General features: G+C 35.6%; 22 protein-coding genes and 1 pseudogene. 14 read left to right on the top strand and 9 right to left on the bottom strand.

Annotated features, from left to right (window positions below; translation table 11 throughout):
- From V7783_RS07050 to V7783_RS07090, 9 genes and pseudogenes are all read left to right on the top strand, one after another.
- Positions 1-360 (top strand): annotated as a pseudogene (locus V7783_RS07050) (copper resistance CopC family protein); the annotation flags it as partial.
- 11 nt (positions 361-371) lie between these two features.
- Positions 372-1,280, top strand: coding sequence for a copper resistance D family protein (locus V7783_RS07055; RefSeq protein ID WP_335678121.1), 909 nt, complete (start codon positions 372-374; stop codon positions 1,278-1,280).
- A gap of 22 nt (positions 1,281-1,302) precedes the next feature.
- The gene (locus V7783_RS07060) at positions 1,303-1,791 is read left to right on the top strand and encodes a YybH family protein (protein ID WP_335678122.1); all 489 of its coding nucleotides are present in this window, start codon (positions 1,303-1,305) and stop codon (positions 1,789-1,791) included.
- A 10-nt stretch (positions 1,792-1,801) separates the two neighbouring features.
- Positions 1,802-2,320 carry a DUF411 domain-containing protein gene (locus V7783_RS07065; protein ID WP_024591412.1) on the top strand — a complete coding sequence of 173 codons (519 nt, stop codon included), beginning with the start codon at positions 1,802-1,804 and terminating at the stop codon, positions 2,318-2,320.
- A 133-nt stretch (positions 2,321-2,453) separates the two neighbouring features.
- Positions 2,454-2,966, top strand: coding sequence for a DUF305 domain-containing protein (locus V7783_RS07070; RefSeq protein ID WP_010388415.1), 513 nt, complete (start codon positions 2,454-2,456; stop codon positions 2,964-2,966).
- Between the two features lie 24 nt (positions 2,967-2,990).
- Positions 2,991-3,722: a MauE/DoxX family redox-associated membrane protein gene (locus V7783_RS07075; protein WP_002963060.1), complete on the top strand. Its 732-nt coding sequence runs from the start codon at positions 2,991-2,993 to the stop codon at positions 3,720-3,722.
- A gap of 361 nt (positions 3,723-4,083) precedes the next feature.
- Positions 4,084-4,461 carry a MerR family transcriptional regulator gene (locus tag V7783_RS07080; protein WP_010557530.1) on the top strand — a complete coding sequence of 126 codons (378 nt, stop codon included), beginning with the start codon at positions 4,084-4,086 and terminating at the stop codon, positions 4,459-4,461.
- Between the two features lie 65 nt (positions 4,462-4,526).
- Positions 4,527-4,916, top strand: a complete 390-nt coding sequence (gene merC / locus V7783_RS07085; RefSeq protein WP_024601094.1) for an organomercurial transporter MerC — start codon at positions 4,527-4,529, stop codon at positions 4,914-4,916.
- Positions 4,904-5,119: a GDCCVxC domain-containing (seleno)protein gene (locus tag V7783_RS07090; RefSeq protein ID WP_076916053.1), complete on the top strand. Its 216-nt coding sequence runs from the start codon at positions 4,904-4,906 to the stop codon at positions 5,117-5,119. Before merC ends, V7783_RS07090 begins: the two co-directional genes overlap by 13 nt.
- Before the next feature lie 232 nt (positions 5,120-5,351).
- Here V7783_RS07090 and V7783_RS07095 read toward each other — a convergent pair whose 3' ends face one another.
- The 5 genes from V7783_RS07095 to V7783_RS07115 form a co-directional block, all read right to left on the bottom strand.
- A complete protein-coding gene (locus V7783_RS07095) occupies positions 5,352-6,794 on the bottom strand; it encodes an IS1182 family transposase (RefSeq protein WP_335678123.1) in 1,443 nt (480 codons plus the stop codon).
- A 236-nt stretch (positions 6,795-7,030) separates the two neighbouring features.
- A complete protein-coding gene (locus V7783_RS07100; RefSeq protein WP_335678124.1) occupies positions 7,031-8,170 on the bottom strand; it encodes a hypothetical protein in 1,140 nt (379 codons plus the stop codon).
- Positions 8,171-8,463: 293 nt separating this feature from the next.
- Positions 8,464-8,700, bottom strand: a complete 237-nt coding sequence (locus V7783_RS07105) for a helix-turn-helix domain-containing protein (protein WP_058549639.1) — start codon at positions 8,698-8,700, stop codon at positions 8,464-8,466.
- A 293-nt stretch (positions 8,701-8,993) separates the two neighbouring features.
- Positions 8,994-9,362 (bottom strand): hypothetical protein, encoded by a 369-nt coding sequence (locus V7783_RS07110; RefSeq protein ID WP_335678125.1) that lies wholly within the window; start codon positions 9,360-9,362, stop codon positions 8,994-8,996.
- Positions 9,363-9,450: 88 nt separating this feature from the next.
- Positions 9,451-9,642, bottom strand: coding sequence for a hypothetical protein (locus tag V7783_RS07115; RefSeq protein ID WP_193154514.1), 192 nt, complete (start codon positions 9,640-9,642; stop codon positions 9,451-9,453).
- Positions 9,643-9,734: 92 nt separating this feature from the next.
- Here V7783_RS07115 and V7783_RS07120 point away from each other — a divergent pair, with 92 nt between their 5' ends.
- Complete coding sequence (locus tag V7783_RS07120) at positions 9,735-10,010, top strand: helix-turn-helix domain-containing protein (RefSeq protein WP_335678126.1); 276 nt, start codon at positions 9,735-9,737, stop codon at positions 10,008-10,010.
- 27 nt (positions 10,011-10,037) lie between these two features.
- Here the strand turns inward: V7783_RS07120 and V7783_RS07125 are convergent, their stop codons facing one another.
- Positions 10,038-10,757: a hypothetical protein gene (locus V7783_RS07125; protein ID WP_335678127.1), complete on the bottom strand. Its 720-nt coding sequence runs from the start codon at positions 10,755-10,757 to the stop codon at positions 10,038-10,040.
- A gap of 627 nt (positions 10,758-11,384) precedes the next feature.
- On the opposite strand from V7783_RS07125, the gene V7783_RS07130 reads away from it, so the two are divergent.
- Positions 11,385-11,606, top strand: a complete 222-nt coding sequence (locus V7783_RS07130) for a hypothetical protein (RefSeq protein WP_008136222.1) — start codon at positions 11,385-11,387, stop codon at positions 11,604-11,606.
- Complete coding sequence (locus V7783_RS07135) at positions 11,599-12,480, top strand: site-specific integrase (RefSeq protein ID WP_335678128.1); 882 nt, start codon at positions 11,599-11,601, stop codon at positions 12,478-12,480. The genes V7783_RS07130 and V7783_RS07135 overlap by 8 nt, the downstream gene beginning before the upstream one ends.
- A gap of 62 nt (positions 12,481-12,542) precedes the next feature.
- On the opposite strand, the gene V7783_RS07140 is transcribed toward V7783_RS07135, so the two are convergent.
- The 3 genes from V7783_RS07140 to V7783_RS07150 form a co-directional block, all read right to left on the bottom strand.
- Positions 12,543-13,406 carry a hypothetical protein gene (locus tag V7783_RS07140; protein ID WP_335678129.1) on the bottom strand — a complete coding sequence of 288 codons (864 nt, stop codon included), beginning with the start codon at positions 13,404-13,406 and terminating at the stop codon, positions 12,543-12,545.
- Positions 13,399-18,138, bottom strand: a complete 4,740-nt coding sequence (locus V7783_RS07145; protein ID WP_335678130.1) for a hypothetical protein — start codon at positions 18,136-18,138, stop codon at positions 13,399-13,401. The genes V7783_RS07140 and V7783_RS07145 overlap by 8 nt, the downstream gene beginning before the upstream one ends.
- A gap of 205 nt (positions 18,139-18,343) precedes the next feature.
- Entirely contained in the window at positions 18,344-19,600 is a 1,257-nt protein-coding gene (locus V7783_RS07150; RefSeq protein WP_335678131.1) for a tyrosine-type recombinase/integrase, read from the bottom strand.
- Positions 19,601-19,998: 398 nt separating this feature from the next.
- Here V7783_RS07150 and V7783_RS07155 point away from each other — a divergent pair, with 398 nt between their 5' ends.
- Positions 19,999-20,913 carry a zinc dependent phospholipase C family protein gene (locus tag V7783_RS07155; RefSeq protein WP_335678132.1) on the top strand — a complete coding sequence of 305 codons (915 nt, stop codon included), beginning with the start codon at positions 19,999-20,001 and terminating at the stop codon, positions 20,911-20,913.
- A gap of 1 nt (position 20,914) precedes the next feature.
- Positions 20,915-21,322, top strand: a complete 408-nt coding sequence (locus V7783_RS07160) for a hypothetical protein (RefSeq protein ID WP_335678133.1) — start codon at positions 20,915-20,917, stop codon at positions 21,320-21,322.
- Positions 21,323-21,336: the final 14 nt, after the last annotated feature.

Here is a 21,336-nt window from a genome sequence, read left to right on the forward strand (position 1 = left end):
TTTTCCGCATCAGCGCATATATCACTCAAGCAATCAACACCTGCGCAAGAAGCCATGTTAATGAAAAGCCCAGAGCAATTTTCGTTAACTTTTGGTGGTGAAGTAAGGCTAGCAAAAGTCATCATCAAAGATGAAAAAAATAAATCAATAAACTTTGATTTCAAACCAAGCTCTACCCCAAGCACAGACTTTAGTTGGTCATTGCCGAGCTTAGTCCAAGGCACTTACACGGTTAAATGGACAGCACTGGGTGGTGATGGACATAAAATGACCGACACGTTTAGATTTATGGTACACAAAAGTGAATCGCATAAGATGATGCAAGAACAATCTAATACCCACAGCAAACATAATCATTAAGTAGCAACATAATGCAATTAAGTGAATGGTCAGTACTCTTACTATTATTAAAACTAGCAAGCTATATCGCAATTGCAGGGCTTGCGGGCACTTTATTAATGCGCTTTATGTGTGGCAACAGCAATGTTGCAGGGCATCACTTAATTAGCTTTTATCAGTTCTTAAAACGTTGGCAAATTACGTGTGTAGTTACAGGTAGTATTGCTGCACTTTTACAAGTACCAATAGAAGCTGGAGCAATGGCTGAATCAGGCTTTATGGGAATGTTTGACCCCTTTATGCTTGAAATTGTTTGGCAATCAGTCATAGGTGACCAAGCAACGTTTAGAATACCAGCGCTCATTATTGCTCTAATTAGCGCATGTATGTGGAGTGTGGAATCAGATGATAACGTAGCAGGTTATAAAAACGGTGCCGTTATACTAATCATGCTTGGGTTTATCGCTTATAGCTTCACTTTTACTGGGCACAGTGCAAATGAAAATGGGTTAGTGAAAAGTATTTTAACCTTTCACCTTATTGCCATTGCGAGCTGGTTAGGGTCATTGTGGCCGCTTTACAAAAGCTGCACTTTACTACCTACCAGTGAAGTAAAGCGGTTAATGCATTACTTTGGTCAACTCGCTATTGTTATTGTATTTGTACTACTTATTTCGGGCTTAACTCTGCTCTTGCAGTACCTAGAGTCATTTTCTGCATTGTTTACATCAAATTATGGGCAACTAATTTTATTAAAGCTGTTACTCGTCTGCGCGATGCTGTTACTAGGTGCATGGCATAAGCTTTTTTTAGTCCCGCAAATCACTCAACAACACCATATAAGTATATTAAAACGCTCGATTACTGTTGAAATAGTAATTGCCCTGTTTGTACTTATTACAACAAGTGTATTTACCACACTTGTTGGTCCGCCTATTTAACGATTAATAAAAAGGGAAACGTATGTTAATTAAATCCTCTAATTTAAAAATTTTATTGCTACTAATTTTTAGCACTGTTAGTTCTTTTACTGTTAGTGCACATGACGATGAAAAATATTCAAAAAAAGGCAAGGCCTTTGTCAATGTTGATAGCGAGGCTGCAAAAACAGTCAGCCTATTTCATGCATCTCTAAAACAAGGTAATCGCGAAGCTGCACGTAAATTACTGGCCGACGATGTCATCATTTTTGAAGGCGGAAGTGTTGAGCGTTCTGCAGATGAATACGCGAAACATCATATGATAGCGGATATGAAATTCTTAAGTGCTGTTAATAGTGAACTACTAGAGCATCAAGTTTACACAAATGGAGACATAGCTTACTCAATTTCAAGAAGTAAAACTCAAGGAAAGTACAAAGGAAAAGATATTAAGTCTATGGGAATGGAATCAATCACATTAAAAAACACCGATACAGGTTGGAAAATCACTCATATTCACTGGTCTAATTAAGGAGTTAACAATGCGAGTAATCTACATTACCTCAGCGTTTTTTTTATCATTAACTATGTCATTTTCGGCAATGAGTATCGAAAAACAGCATAAAACATCAATAATCTATGAAAATTCAGAAAAACCTGAAATTGAGCTTACCGTTTATAAAAGTAAAAATTGTGGATGTTGTAATAAGTGGATTGCTCATTTGAGTGAAAACAATATTCAAACAAAAGCAATTAACGTTAATGACATGGGGTCGATTAAATCTCAGTATCAAATAAAACCTAATATGCGCTCATGCCATACAGCCGTGTCAGCCGATGGATTTGTATTTGAAGGTCATGTTCCCGCTAAACATATAAAACAGTTTTTATCTGGGCAACACGCTCCGCACATTACAGGCTTAAGTGTACCAGCCATGCCTATTGGCACTCCCGGAATGGAAATGGAGGGTATATTTCACAAATATAATATTGAACTACTCACTGACAACTCAAATGAAGAAACCTACAGATACATAAGTAAATCCAGCGAGCAATTTTAGCCTAACGGCATAATTCTTGAGTTAATTGTTAAATACCCATTTTACACAACAGGAAACACTGATTTGTGAGCTTGATAGTGTAAAGATTACTCATATGTAAAAACAAAATACAAAACTTTTAAGAATCAATACAATGTCACACTATTCAAAATTTTTTTTAATGATAGCAACATCTACAATAACCATGTTTGTATTGATGTATTTGAACACCTACCAACTTAGTCATGTTTATTTTAGTGAAACTCGTACTTATATGGCGCTTTATATGGGAGCCACGATGGCAGTGATAATGCTACTTTTCATGCTCAATATGTATAAAGATAAAAAGAAAAATATAACAGTACTCATTGCTAGTGTTGCCGTATTTGCAGGAAGTTTATTTTTAGTTCGCTCACAAGTGACTGTTGATGATAGCTCATGGATGTCGGCGATGATCCCACATCATTCAATTGCCATACTCACCAGTGACAGGGCAAAAATCAAAGATAAACGCGTTCAAAAGCTTGCTACAAATATAATTGAAGCCCAAGAGCGAGAAATAAAAGAAATGCAATGGCTCCTAAAAGATATAGAGCAAAACGGCATTGCACAAACCAATGCTCAAGCACAATTAAGAGCTGTTCCAGATTTCAATTCAAATAAATAAACCGCATAACATAAGGAGTAAAGCATGAGTAAATCAGCCCAACTTTTTAGAATGGCAACAGATGAGCATATTTGTCCGTTTGGTTTAAAATCAAAAGACCTACTAGAGCGAGAGGGATATACAGTTGATGATCAGCTTTTAACTTCTCGAGAGCAAACAGATGAATTTAAAAAACAACACAGTGTAGAAACTACACCTCAAGCATTTATTGATAATAAACGTATAGGTGGCTACGACGATTTACGTGATTACTTTAATAAGCCACAAGCAGCCCAAGAAGGTACAACTTACACGCCCGTGATTGCGATTTTTTCGGTTAGTTTTTTGCTTAGTGTGGCATTTAGTTTTGCATCGGATAATAGCTTATTATCAATGCAAACCGCTGAACTGTTTGTAGCCCTAACAATGGCAGTGTTAGCAATACAAAAGCTTCAAGACTTATTTAGCTTTACTAATTCATTTATAACCTATGACTTAGTCGCTATGAAAGTAGTCAGGTACGCTTATGTCTACCCATTTTTAGAAGCATTTGTTGGCATTGGAATGATAGCCGGATTACCAGCCTATATTATTGCCCCTATTTCATTATTCATAGGTGGGGTTGGTGCTGTTTCAGTGATAAAAGCAGTCTATATAGATAAACGAGAGTTAAAATGTGCGTGTGTAGGCGGTGACAGTAACGTACCACTAGGGTTTATCTCTCTAACAGAAAACTTATTTATGATAGCTGCCGGTATTTGGATGTTTGTTAGGTAAATAACAGCTTTAATTTAAAAATATGATGACGAGCTTATTTATAGCACGAACCAGACTCAGTAGTTGAGTCTGGTTCTGCCTGAACTTAAAACGCCATCAATTTGCTCTGGCTTCTCTAAGGTATCTTGAAGTTACAATGAGACTAAAGTTTTTTATTAATTGCATGATTTAAAAAAGCACTAGCCCTCTAACTTTATTAAATAGATCTAATCTAAATTTGATTCCAGGATTCTTTTGGCAATAAATTTTGTGAAATTTTTTCTAGTCCGCTTAGAGCGAAAACCAGTCATTGTAGTTCGAGCAATTTTACTTCGTATTGATATACTAATGTCATGATTAAAGTTGATTTTATGGTTGGACGATGAAAACAATAGGCAAGTTGGCTAAAGAACTTGATATAGGCGTAGAAACTATACGGTTTTATGAGCGGGAAGGCTTGATAAAACAGCCTCAAAAACCTCAAAATGGTTATCGTGTCTATGACGACTCAATCACCAAACAATTACAATTCATCTGTAAGGCCAAAGCACTTGGCTTTACTCTAAAAGAAGTGGCTTCATTGATGTCAATGGATGGCGATTGTGCCAAAGTAGAATCCCTAGGCTTGCTGAAATTGAACGTAATTCAAAATAAGATAGCTGACCTTCAACGCTTAGAAGTCGTCATAAAAGAAATGACTAATTCATGCCGCAACAATAACGATCAATCCCACTGCCCAATAATCGATTCGCTAAAATAGTATTGACTCCGTACCTACCTACGGAGTTCATACTCAAATCATTCAAATAATGTTAGACGTTAAAAATGATTAATAAGATTTTAGATAAAGTTAGCTCAGGTGGTGTTTGGCTTGCGGCTCTTAGTTGTACGGGGTGCTTCCCCGCACTCGGCTCGTTAGCATCAGCATTAGGATTAGGCTTTCTCTCTCACTTTGAGGGAATTGCTGTAAATACCTTGTTACCTATATTTGCAACTCTGGCATTGTTGGTAAATTTGTATAACTGGTATAAAAACCAAAATCATGCGAGAGGTATTCTTGGGGTTATTGGCCCTATAGCGGTTTTGTTAACCCTCTATCCACTATGGCAATACGAATGGAGCACTTATTTGTTTTATGTAGGTATTTGTTTGATGATTGTAATGTCCGTATTAGACATTGTTAAACCTTTGAAGGAGCAAACATGCAAAGTATAGAGTTAAATTCTACCATTACTTGCCCTGAGTGTGGCTTCAGTAAAACTGAAGAAATGCCAACCAACGCTTGCCAGTGGTATTATGAATGTGAATCTTGCAAAGTTCTCCTAAAGCCTTTGAAAGGCGATTGTTGCGTATATTGCTCTTATGGAACAGTGAAATGCCCGCCAATTCAAGAAGGTCAAAGTTGTTGCGATAGCTAAATGACAGTCTATTAATGGCAATGAGAAGGCATAAAAAGAAATAGTGAAATGTCAGCAATCGTATCATTGCAGCCTTTATCACTAAGTCACTCAAGGGCTGCTTTTGGCACAGACTGTGTAAAAACTAATTTTTAATAAATTGTCTTGGGTATGTTCTTAGTTTAAAACCATCTAGGATGGTTGCGATCGATTTTCTCTCAGTATCACAATTTTCTCCGCGCGAGCGAAACTGCTATAGCAACGCTACTCTAATCGCTTTACTTAGACCATTAACTCCCATAATTGTGAGCATTCTTCTGAAGTTGTAAGCCAGAACATGAAGACTTATTTCTGTACTCACGCTTTTTAAACCTCGTGTTAGTAAGTGGGTAGCTCCCATCCAGAGTTTAATTGTGCCAAAGGGGTGCTCAACAGTTTGCTTGCGATGAAGCATCAATTCAGGTTCATTCTTTAGCTTTTGAAGCATTTCTTCTGTCAGAATCTCATGCACCCACCGCCTTATTCGCCTAGGGTCTTTTTTAGAGTTAGTGCACTGACTTCTTATTTTACAATCTCGACAAGCAATGTGATTGAAGTAAACATCAAGGTATTTACCTTGCTCAAATACCTGCATTCGATTTTGAAGTTCATTACCAGCGGGGCATAAGTAAATATCTTTATTTGCATCGTATTTGAAGAGTGAGCGGTTAAATATCCCTTTCTTTTCAGAGGACGATGTATCCGTCTTGGGCATGATTGGCTCTGCACCCAAATCGATAGTATCTTTTATATCGGGCTGACTGAAGTAACCTTTATCTGCTAATACCCTTATATCTTCCTTGCGCAATGCTTTTTGTGCGAGTTTTGTCATTGACGCAAGCTGGCCTCTATCTGGCACGTTGGTCACCTCATGCGCCACTATAAGGTGGTGCTTGGTATCAACCGCACTTTGCACGTTATAACTCACAACTCTTGTAAAACCTTGAGTTTTCATTAAACGTGAATCAGGATCAGTAGTGGATATTTGCTTGTCAGGATGAGCTTCAACTTGTTCTTTAATCTCGTGTAGTTTTTTTAACTGGCTGCGAAAGTCAGCTAGCCTATCTTTTGTGGCTTTAATTTTTGTGACGTTAGCTTGCTCTTTATCGGCTTCATCAAGTAATTCAAGGTAACATTCAATGTTCTTTTCGACTCGGTCGATGTGGAATTTAACTTTGCTTGGCGTAAAATTATTGCCTTTGTTGTTGCTAGCTTTAAACTTACTACCATCGATGGCAACAACTGGTTTCTCAAACATATTCAGACGACGGCAGACTTCAACAAACGTTTTGCACACATTTTTTATACCATCTCCGTTGTCTTTTCTAAAATCAGCAATCGTTTTAAAGTCGGGTGCCAACTTACCAAGTAGCCACATCAGTTCAATATTGCGTTGGCATTCGGTTTCTAATCGGCGGGATGATTGAATACGGTTGAGGTAACCATAAAGATACAGTTTTAATAATGTGGCTGGATGATACTTAGGGCGGCCTGTGGACTTTAAAGTTAATCCTTTAAACCCCAATTCAGCTAGATTTAGTTCCTCAATGAAAACATCAATCACTCTGACCGTATTATCTTCACTGACGTAATCTTCCAACGATTCTGGAAATAACGTTGATTGGTCACGACTTTCACCGCTTATAAACTTTGACATACTGCCTCAACCCTCAACTGAATCAATAGTCTAATTATATAAATATCAGTATATTAAGTGAACTAAATGTATAGATTAATAGATCATAAGCAGAACATACTTAGACCAAAAGGTGATCAGAGTTTTCACACAGTCTGTGCCCAAAGCGGTCGGGGAAACTAGTCCAGAAAGTTCTAAGCTGTATTGCCACTGTTGCATATTTTGCTGTTTAATTTCAATCTAAGTGCCCTGTCACATTATGTTATCCAATATCTTTTAACTGTTCTTAAACTAAGATTGGTAAAAAGTGCAACAGCCTGTTGAGTTGGTCTGTTGCCCGTTTCTTTGGTTATTTTTTTAACAGCTTTTTTAACAAGCTGCTGCGAATTACTTCGCTTTTTAACCGCAGTGTCTGTAGCTGCTTTTTTCTGCCTCTCCTTAATTTCATCACTTGATAACTTCACTTTTGACCTAATATTTAAATATTCAGGGCAATAGCCGAACAAGTCTTTCAGGTAATCAGCTAGAGTCTCTTTTCTGTATTTGTAGTGTGTTGTTTTTGCTGTTCTAGTTAAACTAACAAGCTCTTCTAATGATAAACCAATTAGCTCATCATTTATTTTTGTTAGCTTTTCAAATGCGGTGTTTTTATTTAGGTGTTGAAACGCAACAAACAGGATAAACGCTGTTTTATCTCGCTTACCCTTTGGCACCCCACCCTGCTTATAAAAATGGTTTTGAATACTGTTAATACATTTTAGCCACCATTCTTTAATGCTATGACCGTAGCGTTGGTGACCTGGTTGCTTTGGTTGCTTTGCTATCTTATTTCTGGGGTTTGAAGCTAAACTAGTTTTGAATTCTAGCTGTGATTTCTCTATATTCTTCCGTAAATGACATAGCTCTAAACACATCAACAGTTCATCAAATGTATATTTAGTACCAGAACCAAAATACCTGGCATGCAATCCTGTTCTACTGTGAACAGAGCCGGGGACGCGCAAAAAGCCGCTAATTCTTTTTGTAGCCATAAGATCTATATGCCAAAAACTATCTGCCGTTCCAAAACTCTCAATTAGACTTTTAGCAATTTGTTGCCATATCAACTTGTTAATTGCGACTGCATCTACAGGATTGTAAATCCAATAAAGATGTATTCCACCTGAGCCAGAAAGGACATAGCCAGTTGGCGGCGGTAGCTTACTCAGTTTTAACCTATTGAATACTTCAGGAACAATTTTAGCCTCTGTCCTTCTAACATCGTATGGATCACATTTATCATTAAGATCAATTTCAATCCAATTCGCTGACAGTAGAGCTAGGTTGCTCTCCCTAGGCCAACTAAAAAATTCGTTTGGAGTGTAATAGCAGTCTACTGATTCACTTGTACTATACAATACTCCTCGAACAAACTTACTAGTGTCCCGTCTAAAAGCTCGAAAATCGGTTAAGCTTTTTGATTTACTGTTCCCAAGCAAATGAATAAATTTTTTAGACTTATGGCATTTACTTAGTAACCCTCGAACATATTTAGGTGTCTTGAATTCAATTAGAGAATAAAACTGACTCGGATAGGCAATAGTATATTCTGGCCACTCGAATTGTGGCCTTATTTTAAAGGCAAGCATATAATATTAAGATGCAAAGTGCGTTTGGGGTGTCGCCGGTCAAGCAGCCCCTTTCGCCTTCCTTACACCTCCACTCCTTCAAAGCGAGCAAGCCATTGCTCAACTGTTTCGCGTTTAAATAGGCGAACTCGACCCAATTTAATAGAAGGTGGTGCTAAACGTTGAACTTGATAAAGGTTGGCATCTTTTCCAGACTCAATAGCCTTTCGCTGGGCGCTCAGACGATTATTAATTGTGCCTGTAGATAGATGTAAAAGCTCTGATAGCTCTTTTACTGATAAGATTTCTGATGACTGCATGTTCGCTCTCCAATACGTAAATTAGAGCAAAGAGATGCCACATTGCTCTGTGAGCCGTGGACTTGCTAGTACATATAATTAATATATGCGTACCCTAGTAACCTCTTTTCTACGTATTGAAAGCAGCCCCGAACATTAGGCGCCTGTTTTTTATTAACTTTACTATGTTCTGTGGTAAATCTTTTATCTCTTTGCATTATAAGTAAGCATAATAGGTATGCTTAAAATGAATTTAAATGAGATATAGTGATAAATCAAGTGAGCTTGAGGAATAAAATTGCTTTAAGGCTCAGCTAATGAATTACCGAGCGCTGGATTTTTAAACTATCGCTACAATCATCACAGAGCATAAGCATCCACTTAAACACTGATTGGACATGGTCTTCAGGGTAGTAATTACCCCGCTTTTTCACTTTTTCTGATCTATTATAAAACGATGAAAAAGACTCTAGTTGTATATCCCAAACCTCTGATTGCTCGTTACTATAATCGTAAAACATGAAATCTAAGGTAAGTAACTCACTAAGTACTTGTGCTTCATTAAGATTACTTAAGTTATCTCTAATTGATAATAGCTTATCACGGCTATTATCTTGGCCTTGCAACCTGATAAATAAAAAATCAATCGCGGGTAAAAATGCATAAACGTTAAAATTAATCATAAAAAACTACGCAGCTTTTCAACTGCGTAGCCTGTATTTTGTGTAAAAACCCACCTAACAATTGCACTTAACAAAGCAACTGTCAAAACTATTTGTAGAACTCACCACGACTATGAGTGTCTCGCGCTTCTTGCTCTGTGTAGCTATCACCACAATGATCGACATTTCCAGTTCCATCATTGTATTCATCGATGAACTTATCTTGCTCAGACTTATCATCAACATCCAGCAAAATATCAACCGTCACGGCTCCTATAAACTTAACTGCTTTCCACAACATTTGCTTCACCCGCCTACATCTAAGTATTCCTTAGTATCGTGAACACATTAAAGCTAAGAAACTCTTAGTTTTCAAGTTAAGAATTAAATATAATGAAAACGAATGATGGTTCACCGTTTCCAAAACGGCTAAAAGAGGCAAGACTAGCAAAAGGACTTTCGCAAAAAAAACTAGGAATACTGGCAGGCATGGATCAGTTCGCGGCGTCGCCTAGAATGAATCAATACGAAAAAGGCGTACACTCACCCGACTTTCAAACAGTGCGGGCACTAGCTAAAGTCTTAGAAGTACCAACAGCTTTTTTTTACTGCGAAGAGGATGAGCTTGCAGGCCTTATATTAGCTTACAAGGTAAACACCTTGAAATAGGCAATTACACGTAAGAAAAATATCTTTTTAAGTCAAATCAATGTCAACTTTTTGCAGTAATGATTTCTTTTGTACGCACGCATATCTCAAATTTGAAATTAGTATTTTTGATGCTCTCTTGTAGCTCACCATCAACGTCAGAGCGAAAAATGAGAACAATGATAAATACACCGATGTTTCAAAAAGGCTATTAAGAAAATTTTCATCTGGTTTCATATCAGATATGCTAATTAACCTAAATTGATAGTTTATGAACAAAATATACCCAGCCCAAGCAGACCCGATTAGCCATTTGTAAAACTTAACTCTTTCATCTATTCGCTCTTCAATTTTATCAACGTTGTCCTCCAACAACTCTAAACTATCAACACTATTAATTTCATGTTCCGATAAAATAATAACCGTGTTATTAACTGTTAGTTCTGTAACTCCATTAAAAGCATATGAACTAGGCGTAGAAAAGCTAATCAACAGTAAAAAAAACCATACAAATATATTTAAGCTCGCAATGTAGCTATTAGAGTCGAGAATAGAATTTTTGACTAAAAAAGATAAAGCTAGAGCTATGGCAAAACTAAATAACGACCACATTTTTAGCGGACGAACAAAGTCTACGAATCCTACTTGCAAATATACTAGAGGATAAAGAAACAACCTTTGAACTGGTGACAAGTAACTTTTCTTAGTAGAAAAACCTAATAAGCTAGATTCCGTACACTCTAATATTGACTTAGTTTTATTAAACACTAAACGCTCCGTAAATTATTAAACCAATAAAAAATTATTAAAGTATCGTTTATCTAGCACCTAAGCAATTTTAAAACATTAATAGCGAGAACCTAATTCAGGCATTGTAAAATAGCTATATGTAAATGATAACTTTAGCTTTATACCTACAATATAATGTAGAGCTTTAATAAAACCAATTTTAATAGAGGCATCATGAGCAATAGCCTCTCTTTAAACATTGGGGCTTCGCCCCTGTCCCCCGCTATGTCGAAGCCGAAAATCGGCTTACACATAGCGGGGGACAACACATTCATACTCTTATACGCAGGTTTTATTTGCAGATTGAAAAATATTTCTAAAGTGGTAATCTTATTGCTACTGAAGCTCTAACGAGCCAGAAAAAAACAGGCGCTATTCTGCTGCCTTCAACACGTAGTAACGAGGTAAATACTATCTTTTCAAAGGTAGTAACCAACCAAAAACGGCGCACTCCAGCTGCTGACAACACGTAGAAATGAGGTTAATAATCAGGCGAGATCAGTCCGAGCCTTTCGCATATGCGAAAAACAGGGGCGAATAGGCTTAAGTGCCGCTGAGCTTTATTGCCAGTCAATCTTACAACCTTAATACGACTGGAGTCATACCATGAAATTCGATGCCCTAATCGAAGTCCAAAAACTAAAATTTGAAAGTAAGTTAATCGCAGGAAGCCGTAAAAAAACATCTAAGCTTGATAAACATAAATTCGAGCTAATAGAAATTTACAAGCAAGGGTCAAACATTGTCGAGCTTCAGCGCTGGCTAAAGCGTAAAGGTATCAATGCTCATTGGTCAACAATTCAAAGATGGATTAAAAAACATGGCTAAATTTGCGAAACCAAAAACTCAAGCACACAATGTCATAAAAGGGCTTACAAAAAGTAAGCTTATAAAGTCTCTTGGAACTGCCAGAAACTACGAGCAATCACTTAACACCGTTGTCTCTTGGGCTAAAGATATTGGCATAAACGGTATTCAGGCAATGACCATCGATCAAGCACTCAATTATTTAGATTACCGTAAAGAAATAGTGGGTCAAAAGTCACTGGATATGGAGCGCCAAGCTATACAAGCAATGATGAGGCTAAACGGCAAACTTAAAGATAAGCAAACCCTCCCCGTTATTAAATCAATTAATCAGCAAATTCTTAAATCACGCGCCTACACCACAGAGCAAGCACAAATAATAAGTAAGCACCAAACATCTAAATATTCATTATCAACACAAATAGCACTCTCTTCGGGGCTTCGTGCGCATGAATTATTGACCATAGCCAAAGTTGAAGAGCGCAAAGCAGATAAACGGCCAGCTTTTGATTCAAAGTGGTCTGGCAGAAACGGTGTGCTATATACCGTGACAGGCAAAGGAGGCTTAACACGCGAAGTACTAATACCTCACGATTTATCAGCTAAATTAGAACTTCGTAAATTTAAACAACCTGTGACCGTTGTTGACAGAAAAATAAACTACTTGCAGCGCTACGATATTGGAGGTGGCAAAAAGTGGTCCGACTCATTTAATAAAGCATCAAACCGTACTCTTTCATTTTCCAACGGTGCTCACGGCCTTAGGCATAGCTACGCACAAGAAAGACTATTAGAGCTGATACTTAACCAATATCCATATCAAATAGCATTAGAGACCGTTTCACAAGAAATGGGGCATTTTAGACCAGAAATCACTGAGGTATATTTAAGGTAAAATGACCCTGTAACACTATTTCTAAAAGCCTATTCACCATCATGAGTCGTAATTAGCTTAAGCTAAATAATGTAAGTAAAATAGACTAGATTAGGAATTATTTTTTTGAGTTCCTTGAAATAGTCTTCTCTTAATATCAAGTCACAGCCTTCTAACTTTGCAATATTTGAGTCTGCTCCAACAAATGAAGCACCATTACCAATTAACTGATCCCTCCAACACCTAAATATTAAAACGATTTCATCATTACTATTCAGTGCCCTTAGCCCATTATTGTAATTATCTAATGTTAGTCCAAGCATGTTCAATAAATCGCTATTCATCCATAAAACGTATTGAGGTTCGATGCTATTAATATTTGCATTAAAGCCTTGTATAACTGGTTCTTCAAGATAGTAACTATTTTCCCAAATATGATTCGACGGATATTTCTCAACTAAAGGGTTCATTTCTATTTTACATGGAAGTAAACCTTCAAATATAACACCACCTTTGTTTTTTCTTCTTTCTCCATAATGATTCTCACTAAGCTCCCTTTCAAACCTTGATATTACTCTAAAACCATCTTCATAATCAGGCTCTTTAAAACCTTCCACTATATCAGAAGGTTTTTGTATGCAGGGTCTTTGAATTAAAGCCCTAGAAGTGGCGATAATTGTTTTTATATCTAGTTTTACTTCATTTTCAAAAACCACAGAGGTTTTATACTCGTCATATAAATACTTGCACACGTATTCAAAAACTAAGCTATCGAGGTATATATTAGGAGATAATCGTTGATGAGAATGGTTGACAAATACATCCATTCCATCTTCATTAATATTTTCCAATATTTCCACTTTTATTACATCAATATCAACACCTAAATTATCTAAATAAACAAGATATTTATTTCGGTTTATACTATCTAAAATTTGTTTATTCATGCTCCGATCCATTTAAAATATCTTGAACAGTATTGTGTATATATAAATTATCTATAACGAGAGCGTTTCTCATTTCATCTTTAATACTATTTATGAATAAAGAATGATTATCACTTTCGATCAATAAAAGCTCTAATATGCTTGCAACTGACAATTGATGAAAACACTCTATATTATTAAAAAACCACCTGAACGGTTTTATTAATAATGAACCATCGTGTTTCATGAGATAGCTAATAGCTACAATAATATCCTTATGTACAAATGAATCTAAGTTTTTTGTCTTGCTAAGAATCACTACGATAGCAAGCTCATCATGATTCATATCTGAAATTTCAGTGCATTCTAAACTTTCCCATTTAAAATCATTTGTATCTGGTAATCTATTTTCAACAAAATCAAAACTATTTTTATACATTGATAAAATAGATTCATCTTCTAAGCCTGCGTATTCAAATGCAATAATCAAGTTAGCAGCATATTTATATAAATAATCGGAAGTGGAAAATATTTTACGCAGTGATTTTGCCAATACCTTTAATGATTCATCTTTATCAATTTCTACCGCGATTTTTAATGATTCTTTGTCAACAAAGTTAGAAAGCCAGCCATTTTTAGAATAAACAAAGTTATGAATAAGTAGATAAACTTTGGTTGCATCCAACAATGACAATTGATTAATTAAAGTCCGCATTTTCTTAAAATGCTCTTCACCATCACTTGGAAATCGTTTTTTTATAATTGGAATTAACAGTTCTGTAGCAAGTTGATCATTACTACTTTCTTCCAGATAGAAATAAAGATAATTTAAATCTTCATCGGACAATTCAACTTTCTTATAATACTCTAATAATTCGAGCTCACTTTTGCCCTTCAATGAAACTTCTGTGCAGAGCTGTTTAGTTAAATTTTCACCTAATTTCTCATTTTTATAAATATTAGTTGTTGTTTTATTTTCCGACCTTTTATTATAAGTTAAATAGGTTATTCCGAACCGATCCATCAATTGGTAAAACTTAGTTCCCGTTTTATTTTTTAATTCATTATAAGAGTCATTCCAATCTCTAATTGATAAGTTGATCAGTGATAGCTCTGCTAACTTTTTATCTATTACTTCTAGTCTAGCAATTACATCCAGAAATCCATCAAGGTAATTGTTTCTAATATTTGTTGGTGACAATTTATATAAAAAATTAAGAATGACGGGGTCAACGTGATTGCTTTGTTGTAAGTATGAAACAAGCATGTAATCCAATTTCCAAAAATACTCATTCGTTAAAAACTCATTAACTAAGTATATAGTGGCTAGCTCATAATCAACATTCAAAAGCTGCTCAAACCAGTCTATAGTCAGCCATCTAATGCCCTTCCCCTCTTCCGTATGCTTCATTACGGCGTCAGTTAGGTACTTCAGCCTTTTAGCATATTGCTTGGCAAAGTCTGGATTAATATTATTAATAGCAGGTATCGGTTCGATAAGCTCTGTCAGTGTTGTATCTTTACGAGAGGTGTAACTTGTAATTAACAAAAGAGCCTTTTCCAGCTCGTGTTTTGCTTCATTAACCATTCCTACTTTTCCATAATAAATGGATTTTCTGAATGAGTAGTCTGCATGCTCATAATATTCATTGTCTTCTGCTTGATCAAATTGATCATAGGCATCAATAATCAAATGAATATTTTTATCATTTAAGAATTTTTTTTCTATTGTCGGCAGTATTGGATGTGGTACTTTCATCAAATTTGAGATTACTTCTTCCCATGACTCTTTTGAAACTATATACCTTAAAGATCGCTCAATAGTATGCTCAATTAAGCTACTATGGGTATAATTAAAAGTTACTGCTCTTGGTGCTCCTTTAAATCGATCTGTATCGCTAGCTAGAAATTTAATGTTTTCTATAACTGCTTTTTCTTTATTTGTATCAGATAAATCATTTTCAATTATAAATAATCTAATAAAATACTTTATCCAATTACGCACAAAATTGTGTGAGGCTATTCCTTTTTCAAACTCAATTAATGCTTTTATATCGAACTGTGCGTATCGTTCAACATTAAAGTAAAACTTATCTAATTCATTGTTTTTTATATGCTCATCTATAAATTTTAAATCTAAAGGCTCTATTTCAGAAGGCTGTTTGTCATCTGCAATCGAAATTCTTTGTTCGCAATTTGTTCTCTCTAGAGCAGCATTTATTTTAACTGCGATCGTTTTATCTTCATCGTCATTAACACTTTTATAATGATGAAGTATCACCTCAAAACCTTTACTCTTAAATACTTCTACAATAAAAACCCTAAGATAATCAGAGTATTTATCAGATAAAACAGAATTGAAGATTTTATCTAATGAACTCTTTATTTGAATTTTATAACAAATGAAATATTTAAAATCATCAAATGCAACGCCACTTTCAAATAAACCTTTTACTTCTTCCCAATGTGGTGAGTATCCATATTCTTGCAATATCGCAAAACCTTTGGCTGTAATTCTGTCACTATAGTTTTTTTCGCTATTAAAAAATAAAAATGAATTAGCTTTTTCTGTCCCATAGATAGAACAAATTGCTTCAAAATATAGTTCGAAATTATCTAAAAACTGACTATGATTTTCCTCAGAGTTTGTTGTTGAAATAGCTCTATGTAACTCACCTGAATAAATAAATAGAGGCCAGTCTTGTAATTTTTCTGCTATGTGTAAGAAATGTTTATAGTTATTCTTTATTAACGTCTCTGAATGACCGTAATATAAGCTTTTGGATAAGAAGCTTTTCTCTGCATACGCACTCGCGTTTTCATATCGTTCTGAAAGGATTAAGTATTTTAATAAATATCTGTAAGATTTATCATTTTCATAGAAGTCATTATTAATCAACCAATTTGATATATATTCATATATCTCTTTTATGTCTTCTATAGAAGACAGTTTCTCAATGTTAAACCTCCTAAAGCTATCATGATATAACTTTACTCCTCCCCTAGAGCTATTCTCAGATATAACAGGGGCTAATACTTTCATGTCAGAATTAAAATGACGCTTCATCGGTATTATTTCTTTGAGTTCTTTTTTACTAACTGCAAACTCTAAGCAAGATAGTATTTCAGACGTTGTATTATTGCCTATTTGACTTGTTAAATATTCATAATAATTTTTTAGGCCTAAATCATATTTAGGCAGGCTATCGATAAGCTCTTCAGTAATAGCTTGATAATCATTAAGAGTCTTTATTATGTAAGTCAAATATAATGGACTCCCTTCACTTTTTTTATGAAGTAGAATCGATAGATTTCCATCATTAATTTGAATGTCTTCACATTCAAACCTGTCCATCAATTCTTTAGCGTTTTCTATATCCCACTTAGGTAATTGTACTTTTATAAATTCATAACTTTCTGTTAAAACGTCAACTTCATCCGTTGGCTGAGAACCTAATATAATACTGACATTATTAGGTAGTTCGATCTTCGATATGTATTCAATAATTTTTGTCTTTTCTTTAGATAAAGTAACTGATTTTTTCAAAACTCTATTAATATGATCTAAACCGTCTACTATGATTATGATTGGTACCTCAATAGCAGAAAGTAATAGATTTAACTCTTCTAAGTTAGCTGCTAGTACATTATTTTTTTCTTTTTTTAATTCAGGAAAATTTTGACCAATCTCACTTATTAGATTACCAAAAAAAACATCTGAACTAACTCTCTTATCAGACAAAGGATCTTCTGTACTCGTGAAGCAATAGTGTCGTATTACAGCATGGTTATATCGTGTCAAATACTCTATTAAGTTGGTTAAGAACCATGACTTGCCTGCACCAGGCTCACCGAGTAATAACGTTTTATTGTTAGTAATAGCATTTTCAAGAAATAAACTATTTTTTTCATCTGATGTAATGTTTTTATTTTGGTCAACTTCGAATTTTTGCTCTATTCGACCAAAGTCGGTTCTTACTCGTAGTGCAATAAGTATATCTTTTGCTGAAACTTGAGCTGAGCGTGTTCTATACACCCCTGTTAATTTAGCTAATCGTTCTAGAAAATCAGAGATGTAAATATCATCATTTGGGTATTGTTCAATACCTAATTTTTGAGCTTGTTCTATTAGTATTTCTTCTAACTGACTTGGCCTATTAAATTTTAAACTTGCTTTAGGTAAGTTGACCTCAATAAGTAAATCATTACAAAAATCATTAAAGTCAGCTCTATTTATATCGTTATCTTCTACATAAGTTTTTAAGCTATTCCAGCGATTAAAATTTTCTGGATTTTCTTCCCATAATCGGTCAAGGTTAATTTTGAAAACCTTTGTTGGAAAATTATTGAATGATGATCTATCAAGCTGTACCTCTAAAATCCTTGTAATGTTTTGATCAACTGGTTCGTCCCAAGCTAAGCATAATCTAAATTCAGTATTAGGGGTTTTAAGGTTTTTCCACGTTTCAAATAATTTATGGATTGCTATTTTGTAATGAGTATCACCTGAAAGGTAATCTTTTATTAGTATTTTTGATACTGTGTCATTACTGTACTTAATCTGCTTCCGCTGTATTTCAGCACCATTAGTAATGACTAAGTCATCAAATCTATCAGGGATATTTCCTGTGGTATTCTTTTTATCAATTGAAAATATACTATCAAAATTACCATCTAAAATTTCTTTTAAAATAAAGTAGCTTGTTATCAAGTCTTGATAGTCATAGCCTTCATGTGCATTATTTAAACTCAAAAATCACCTCCCGTATTTTTTACTATTCATTGTAAGGTCGGTCCTTTGACCTTAAATATATTAATATATATCTTTACTATTAGATGTCTTATTCATAGATATACAAGAATATAGAATAGTTAGTTATTCAAAACCCATATCTTTCTGTTAAATTAATCAACTTTCATGACTATATAAGACCAAATGGTGTAGCCTTACTAAATATCTATACAAATAATTTTCTCCCCCACTCTTCCAAAGCTTTACTTCTGGCTTCCATATACTCCTGCATATTATATACGCCCTGCACTCCTTGCAATTGGTGATTCAGTATTTTTTCAATCACTATTGGATCTGTTCCAATATCAGTATCACCTAAGCGAGTAGCGACAGTTCTTCTTAAATCGTGAGGCACAAATTTAGGTACTCCAAGTTCCTCTAGTTTACGACTAATAGAACGTGATAGTGAATGCCTATCAATAGGTTGCTCACCTGGGCCTGATTTATTCGTTGATGTACTCGGGAAGACATATTTAGAATTAAGATAGCCAAATGCTGCGCGTAACTCATCAAGCAAAATAACCATATTTTGAGTAATCGGTACTTTATGGGTTCTTTCGCCATCTTTGTTTTGCTTTACGCGCTCGGCGGGGATTGTCCATATCATTTTTTCAAAATCAAATTCTTGCCACTGCGCGCCTGTGACCTCTATTGGCCTACAACCGGTTAACGTTATGCACTTTAATGCGTAAATAACTTGCTGGCTTATACCTAGCCTTGGTAGGCGGTCAAATACTTGAATAACCTCTTCAAACTCAAGCGCTCTGGTTCTCGATTTTTCTAGGCCACCCACACTCTTCTTTTTAACAGTGCTTATCGGGTTACCTTGTATTAAATCGCGCTCAACGCCAAAGTTAAACATTTGCTTTAGAATGGATAGCGTTTTATTGGCCTGCGTTTTAGCACCCCTATCTGTTATTGGATCAAGCACTTTTTTAAAAATTTCGCGGCGGGTTATTTCTTTAAGTTTGTAGCTGCCAATAAAGGGCAGAATGTCTTTTTCAAACATTCTAATAACAGGGTCTACATCTTTACGGTTAGCTTTAATATCTCTTTCAATAAACTCATTTGCAAGCACAGCGATTGTCGGCGAGGTACTTTTTTGCTTTTCAATCAGCACTGCTTTCTTTTTTTGTAAAAAAACATCGATACCGCGTGACACATCACCAATATATTGCTTAGCAAGCTGTCTAGCTTCACTTACTGTGATTACCGATGAATTACCTAAGGCTAACCTTCTTTCTTTCGAACCTCGGCCTCCTAGACGGTAATACAGATAATATACCTGTGAGCGCTTTCCTTCTTTATTCGCCTTACCAATATTTAGATAGAAACCGGAGATCTCAGTGTCATTGATTTTGGTAATTTCCAGAGGGATATTTTTGAGTACAGATTCAGTTAGTTTTACTTTGATTGACGCCATTTTTCGCACACCTAGAGTTAAGTCAAAACTTTTGTCGCACACTTATCGCACGAGCTGATTTGAGTTCACTAAACTTCACGTTTATTCACTAGGTATAATTTAAAAGCTTAATCCTTTCAATAGCAATAACTTACAATTACTTCAAACACTTCACTGTAGAACACTTTTAGCCACTTTTGTACACGATAAAGCACAGGTGATTTTTATGGGGTGGCAGGGGTCGAGAGTTCGAATCTCTCCATACCGACCATTTAACTCCTTTCCTAAGCTAATATCTTATAAAACACTGCTTAAATTTGCTAAATAATACAGTTATTTATAATTTCCACTACTTGACTAATAACCATACTGTTGTAATTTGATCGGTATATTAAAATATTAAGTAGAAGGATTTACTCATGCCTGGTGCCTTTGCACACATCACTGCGGCTAACATAGCTACTGAGAATAACGCTTTGATTGGAATGAATATTCCAAACAGAGCAAAGCTGATCTTAAGTCAAAACCAAAAATACCTCGAGTTGGGCTGTGTATCCCCTGACTACCCTTATTTAGCTATCGGTAATTCAGAGCAAAATAAATGGGCTGATTTAATGCATTACCAAAACACCGGTGACATCATTAAAGCGGCTGTGACGTACTGCAAAGAACTTGAAGGCCGCACGCAAGAAAAGTGCTTTGCCTGGCTGTGTGGTTATATGTCGCATGTTGCGGCTGATATCACGATTCATCCGGTGGTCGAGCTTAAAGTTGGCCCATATGAGCAAAACCAAACTGACCACCGCATCTGTGAAATGAATCAAGACTCTTATATTTGGCCAAGGTTAAATCTGGGTGAAATTGGTCATGCGGATCGCGTTCAGCTTAATATCGGGTCGTGTACCAACCAAAGCAATTGCCTTGATGACGATATTAAACAACTTTGGCAACATGTTTTATCGAATATCCACCCAGACTATGCGCAATCAGCAGCACCTGACTTCGATGCCTGGCACTCAGGTTTTCAACTGGTTGTTGACCATGCTGAAGAAGGGTATCGGCTTTTCCCATGGGCAAGACATGTTGCAGCAAACAACGGGCTACTCTACCCTCGCCAAGATGAGATTGATTACACGTATATTGAGCAACTTAATACCCCAAACGGGTCAATGCATTACGACGCTATTTTTGATTTAGCGGTTGTAAATATACAGTATTTTATATCTATTATCGCCAATGCTATTTTTAATGATGCACATTGCAGCCAAATCTGTAATTGGAATTTAGACAACGGTAAAGACGAAAATGGCAACCTAACCGCATGGAATATTTGATATGAAGAACCTCATTCTACTCATCACTATTGTTTTATCTGTTGCTTGCACTAGCTTAGTTAATACGTATGACCCCGAAAAAATGGCAAATCTTGCATCGCAATTAAAAGACATTTCCGCCGCGGTTGATGGCACATTAAAGTTCAGCTCTCAAACCTATACTGATCCACAAGCCTTGCTAATGGCAGCTATCAACGATGAACAAAACAAACTCGATCCTTTTGAGGGCTATCAGTTAAAAGTTTTCATTCAAGATAAAAACGCTGTGCTATTACTGTGTGAGGATGATGTGTTACTAATTGAAGATGCCGGTTGTACTGCGCAATCTGATCTTCAACACTGGCAATCAACTCAATCAAAAGCATGTGCAACCACTTTAGATACAAATCTAGTGTGTAAAATTAACTGATTAAAATCAAAGTA

This window comes from Pseudoalteromonas sp. (genome assembly GCF_036960685.1).
Lineage (GTDB): Bacteria > Pseudomonadota > Gammaproteobacteria > Enterobacterales > Alteromonadaceae > Pseudoalteromonas.